Origin of the sequence: Ligaoa zhengdingensis (assembly GCF_014384885.1) — a bacterium.
GTDB lineage: Bacteria > Bacillota > Clostridia > Oscillospirales > Ruminococcaceae > Ligaoa > Ligaoa zhengdingensis.
Map to the genome: position 1 here is coordinate 1 of NZ_JACRST010000047.1, position 6,450 is coordinate 6,450.

The following is a 6,450-nucleotide window of genomic DNA, read 5'->3' on the forward strand; positions in this document are numbered from 1 at the left end:
CGCCGCATAGTTGAACTCGCTCTGCAATGCGTTGATTGCGGCTGTCAGCTTGCTGCACGCCTCTGCGATCATCGCCTCGGTCGCGTTGCCGTTTGCTTCCACTGCCTTCGCCTCGGTCAACACCGCTTGCAGATTCGCCCAGCTGCTCGGGCGGTAGTTGCCTTCTTCCAATGCGTCCGCCGCTGCGATCAGCTGTCTCAGCAGGGTCTTATCCGCCTTCACCAGCTCGGTGATCCTGGTCATCACCGCCGCGTACTCGGCGTTGATCTCCGCCTGCGTCGCGTCCGCGTTGTCCAGCACCGCTTTCGCGCTGTTCACTGCCGCTTGCAGCGCTTCCTTCGTGGCCGCAGTCAGGCTCTCGTCCTTCAGCAGGTCTTCCGCGATCTCGACTGCCAGCGTAAGCAGGCTCTTGTCGGGCGCGTAGCTCAGGCCGTCGCGCGCCGCTACCAGCGCGAGGTAGGCATCGAACACCTGGCTTTCGGTTGCAGCCGCGTCAGCAACGACCGCCTTCGCTGCATTCAGCGCATCGGTCAGTGCCTTCCAGCTCGCCGCGGTGTAGCGGTTTTCGTCGTATTTTCCTTCGACCGCCGCGATCAGCGCCTTCAGCGCTGTCTTATCTACGTCGGAAGGGGTCTCGTCTATCAACGCCGAATGATCGACGACCACAAACGCATCCACGCTGAGGTAGGCGCTGCCCACATTTTCTATGGTGATGGTGTGTTCGCCCGGATTCAAATCCAGTTTCTCAAATAGAATCTGCGTATTGTAGGATACCTCTCCAGATGTCGACTGATCCACGGTAGCCAACTCCACACCGTCCACGCTCACCTTGCTCTGCCCGTGGTTGGATTCCCGATGCCCCATCCAGCGGATACCGGTACCGGTAAAGGTAAAGCTCACCTTACCCTGTTTCACATAGGAAAGTGTGCTTTCATGCACGTTCTCGTCCGACAGGTAACCCTCAGTATCGTGGATCACCGCGCCGTCCGTCTCCGAGGTATAAACGATCCGGCCGGTGTCAGCATCGTCCACAATCTCCGCGCCAACGGCGATACTGCCGCTCTGCACAGAAACGCCGGTCTGTTCCTCGTTGCCAGGAGTCACCTCGCAGATTATTTCCATGCCTGCCAGCTCTGCTGACAGCGGCAGGGTATCCGAAACAGCCCCCGGGATTGCCACAAAGATTCCGACCAAATCGCCCGCCTTTTTCTGCAACCAGCGGTAGGAGCTCTTCGCCTCGGTGCCGTTTTCGATCGTGTAGTCAACCGTAAGAGCATTGCCCTGTTTGCTGATTTGCACGTTCTTCGCCACCGGCGGCGGACCCTCTACAACCTCCTGATAATCGTCTGTATCGGTGAGGCGCAGGGTGACTGTCCCAGTATACCCATTGGACAGACGCAGGGTGGGTTTGGTGTAGTTTTTCCAATCCAACGCCGGATAGTTCCACTCATTATTCACATACAGGGTGGCCTCGAGTTGAGAGCTTTCGCCCCGAAGCACCTGGAACGCGTCGATCAATACAAAGCCGCTGTCACCTTCACCGCCCACCACTTCGATCTCGATGGTGTGCTTGCCGGGGGCAAGGCCCTCGGCCTGATAGGCCACATACTGCTTCTGTGCGGTTCCGATGCCATTGTAAAGGTCGATCTCGGTGGGATCGCCGCCGTCGATGCGCACCTTTGCCTTGCCGGTATTCTTCTGATAAGAACTGATAAATTTCACACCGGTGCCCTCAAAGGTGAAGGTACAGGCGTCACCCGCCTGCTGGCTGTAGCTCTGGGTCTCATTGTAGAAACCGCTGCCCGGGCTGTGGCCCCAACCGGAGCCGGTATAAGTGATTTGATCCAAGTCGGCGTTATCTACAGTGTGGGGTTTGCTGTAGCCCATCGCGATTCGCGCGGCGTCCTTCGCCTGCGATTCCACCTGGACTTTGGCCTGGGTTCCCTCAAAGTTCGCGTTATAATACCAGAAATATTCGCGCATGGTGCGGAAATCGTTGGTGGAGATGCCGTCCTCTTCGCTGTCCTTGGTGTAGAGGAAGAAGTTGCGCATATCCTGTTCCCAGCCCCAATTGGGCTTCACACCATATTGATCGGGGGTTTCATCCGAGCCCGGGCGAACGCGCAGCGCCTCGCCCCGGTTCCGGCCGATGTGATCCTCCGGGTAGGCGGACCACAGGCCGTCGCGCAGCCAGTCCACGCTCTTCACGTCGCTTCTCAGGTCGTATCCCACACCGATCTCCGAAAAGCCGCTGGTTTTGGAGGGCGCAGTGGTGAGGGTGTACTGCGTTTCGATTCTGCCGTTGCCGCTGATGGTGATGACAAAGCGGACGCCCTGCACGCCGAAGCTGCCGTTCAGGGTGACGACCGCCTGATTGCCCACGATCTGGGCGGAGCAGGCCGACTCCTCGGCGGGGTTCCACTCGCCCAGCGGCAGGCCGACCACATTCAGATGCGGGCCGCCGGTGAGCAGCACTTCGTCCTTAAACTTCGCCTGGGTGAGGCGGGCGGTCTTCTGGTCGAACTCCACGGTGAAGTTCTCGCCCTCGACTGCCACCGCGCCATCCTCTTCGGTCAGGGTGGGGGCGGCATCGCCGTCCTCGGCGAATTTGACAACCGGGTTGCCGAGGGTCACGTTGTATTCATCCACCATAATGCCGTCTGCGGTGTAGAATTTCAGGTTGATGGTATCCCCGAGCGCCCAGTCGCGCTCCGGAAGAACCAGCTCACCGATGGCGTGAGGTTCAAGCGGCGCCAGCTGCTCCACGGTCTGCTCTTCGTCGCCGTTGACGGTGTACACCAAGCGGACTTCGTCGAGGTTGGTGTGGTCGAACCAGTTCTTGATCTCCAGCGAAAGGGAGCCGTTCCCCGGAACGCCCACGTTTTCGTCGTCCAGGCGGATGGGGGAGTAGGCCTTTTTCACCAGATATGCCTCGGGTTTGAGGCGCATGTAAGCATCGAGTACGCTGCCCCACTCGCCGTAGCCGGTGGCGCTGCCGTCGGAGTGGCTCTGGTGCCGCTCGGTCGTGCCCTCGGGGATATAGAACACATCGTCGATGCCGCCCCACAGTGCGCCGCCCAGCTCGCCGTCGTTGACAAACAGGCGCTCCCAGAAGCGCTTGATGCTCTCGCCCCAGAAGTTGCGCACGTTCACATCGCGGGTGAGCTCGTCGCGGTTGTAGCAGGCGACATGCGCGTATTCATCGTGCAACAGCGGGCGGTCGAGATCGCGCGGAATTCCGCCGTAGGGGGCCCACCCCTGGTAGTCGCCGTTCCAGGGGGCGTAGTGGGTGCTGTAGATATCGGTGTAGGGCGCGCCCGAGGTCCAGGGATAGCTGAACATGGTCGGGCGGGTGGTATCCACATCCGCGATGTAGCGGGCCTCGGTCTGGAACGCCGGGGTCCAGTTGCCGAAGGACTCGTTGCCCAGCGACCAGATGAGGATCGACGGATGGTTGCGGTCTCGCTCGATCATCTCGGTGAACTGGTCCAGATAGTCCGCCTCGGTGGTTTTGGGCGGTTTGCCGTCGGGCCCCTGGAAGCAGACCGCGGTCTCCTCCAACAGATACACGCCCAGCTCGTCGCAGGCCTCAATGAGCGCCTTGTTCGGGGGATAATGCGAGGTACGGATGAAGTTGATGTTCATCTCTTTAAAGGTCGCCACCTCGTACCAGCTCTGTTTCGGGGTGGTGGAACGGCCCAGGTCGTAGGAGACGTCGTGCCGGCAGGTGCCGCGCAGCTTGACCTGCTTGCCGTTGACATACACCATGTTTTTGTTGGTGCCGTCGGCCCCACCGAAGGTAATCTCACGGAAGCCGATCTTCTGGCTGTTGGTCTGGATCTCCTGCCCGTCCACCTCGAGGGTCGCGGTGAGGGTGTAGAGGTTGGGGTGTTCCGCATCCCAGAGCTTGGGCGCAGCGACCGGAATGGTGATCTTTTCAATCGCCTTGTCGCCCGCGACGTCCATCCGCTCCTCCAGAACGACATCGTCGCCGTCGGAGAGGACAAATTTCAGCGCTGCCTCGGTTCCAGCGGGCTTTTTCACCTCGGTGGTGAGCATGAGCTCCGCGTCCACAAACGCGTCGTCCAGCTCGGTCTCCACATAGAGGCGTTTGATATACTGCTGGTCAAATGCGAGCAGCTGCACCTCCCGGTTGATGCCGCCCATATTGTGGTGGGCGTAGTTACTGCCGATGGAAGGATTGTTCAGTTTGTCGGTTATCCCGACCGTCACGGTGACCGTTTCGCCCGCTGTGACCTTGTCGGTGATGTCGCAGTCCCAGGTGGTAAAGCCGCCGCTGTGGTCGCGCAGGTAGGCCCCGTCCACCCAGACGCGCGCGTAGCTGTAGACGCCGTTAAAGCGCAGCAGCACGCGTTTGCCCGCGTAATCTTCGGGAATCGTCACCTGCGTCTGATAGTAATACTCCACCTCGTTGAGGATGTCGTGCCCCTGCATCACCAGGCCGCCGGGCACTTTAATGTTCTGCCAATTTTCGCTGCCCCATGCGGTAAAATCGAAATCGGCTTTTTCACCCGGACGCTCGTCCGGCACGTCGAAGAGGAATTTCCAGGTGCCGTCCCCGGTGGTTTCATCCAGAGAAATTACCGGTTCGGCCACCCCTGCGACATGATCGGCCTCAGGGGGGATTTCCGGGGTCGCCCAGTCGTCCGACCACTCGTGTTTCGGCAGCGGCTGTTCCGGGTCGGGTTCTTCGGGGCTGGCCGCGACGATCACATTGAAGTTGGAAATCGCGGGCCAGAACTTGTCCGCGTCCCCGCCCGAATAGGGCGCGATCTCCTTTGCGACAATGCGCAGGTAGCGCACTTCGGCCGTCTCGCTGAGATCGGCGCGCACCGGGGTGTCGGTGTCCTGCGGCTCAAAGGCGCCGTCCAAAATGGCCTCGGTGTATTCCTCTGCGCCATCCGCCTTTACCAGCAGATCATACTTGGTAATCATCCCGCCGGTTGTCCCATTCGTGCGGCCGGATAGCTCAAAGGCCTTCACAGGGCGGTTCTCGCCGAGGTCGACCTCGAACCACTGCGGACTGGAGATTGAGGGGTCGTTCCAGTCAACGCACCACACCGTTTTCACCGCCGGGTTTGAAGGGGGCACTGCGTCGCCGTCGATCGCCTTCTCTGGGTCTTCGCCTTCCGCCCAAGAGGATGCGGAGGCTTTCATTTCAGACTGTGGGAGATAGACTTCGGCCTGTTCTTCCGACAGCAAAATACTATCGGTGGAAGCCTCGCCTTGCAGCAGATATGGTTGCGCCGATTCTGCGGGCGTTTCCTCCCCATCGCCCTGGGTCAGGGCGACCTCTGTCTGCAATGATTCGCCGCCCACCGCTGAAGGCGGAGTGGTCTCACCAAAAGCGGCGATTCCGCTGCTTAAAGTGAGCTGTGCCGCCAATAGAATGGCCAGCACCGTCTTGAATGTTCGTTTTTTCATTTTCATCCTCCTAATTTCCCTTTTTGAGGCTTTTGCCGAAAAAGCCCCCCTCCCGGCAGCATAAATATGCAACCGGTCAAGTTATTTTTCATTGTACCTTCTTTTCAATCATGTGGGAATGCACAAATCGGAATAATATATAGAAATCGGAAAAATCGAAGTACAAAATCAAGTCAGTTTTTTGTATAGTATAGCTAGCTATCCACCACAACTTTATTAAAAAGTTATATAGCGTGGGCCCCAGCACGGGGGCCAATGACAAAAAAGAAGTGCCGTAAACACGGGCACTCAGCCGGTTTACAGCACTTCTTATCACTGATTAAAATGAATGTCTCAACTGTCTCTGTGTTTTCTGTATCTGCAATAGATTGCGCCGCCCACAGCAGCAGCCGCAATCACAATCGCCACGATCGCCCATGCCGGCAGGATGCTCTCAGCCTCGGGATCCACCTGCGCCACAGGCGCTTCCGCCTCAGCCGGGGCCACAGGCTCGATCACCGCAGGAGCCTCGGGTACGACCGGCTCCACAGGAACCGTCGCCTCGGGCGCTGCGGGCGCCACCGCCGCGGGTACCTCGCCGCCCGTCTCCGGGTTGCTGTTCGCAGCAGGCGTTGTCGGTGCAACCGCCGCAGGCGCGCCGCTGGCTATAGCCTTGATCTCCTCGGAGGTGTAGTACACAGCCGCCGCATTGTAGCCTTTCAGCTCGCCTGCGCCGTTCACTGCGTAATCTTTGCCGCCGATCTCGAAGACCACCGTCACGCCCTTGTTCTTCAGAGCGTCGATCACCGTCGCGGGCACCATCGCGCCCTCGTCCAGTTTCGCGTTCACTTTGCCGCCCTTTTCAGTCGCGTTGATCTTCTCGATCACTTCCGCCCAGTAGTCGCTGTCCGCTACCTGGCTCGTGCTGCCCTTGTTGGGTTTGCTCGGCTTCGGAGGATCAACCGGCTTGTCGTCGTCCACCAGTTTCAGCGCATCTACCGCCTTATCCAGCTTCTGTGCAGTCGT

At 59.4% G+C, this 6,450-nt stretch carries 1 protein-coding gene and 1 pseudogene; both read right to left on the minus strand.

Annotated elements, in window-relative coordinates; genetic code table 11:
- Window positions 1-5,445, minus strand: a 5,445-nt coding sequence (locus H8711_RS13015) for a glycoside hydrolase family 2 TIM barrel-domain containing protein (RefSeq protein WP_249283825.1), incomplete at its 3' end; no start/stop codon positions are given.
- Window positions 5,446-5,778: 333 nt separating this feature from the next.
- Window positions 5,779-6,450, minus strand: a pseudogene (locus H8711_RS13020) (hypothetical protein); the annotation flags it as partial.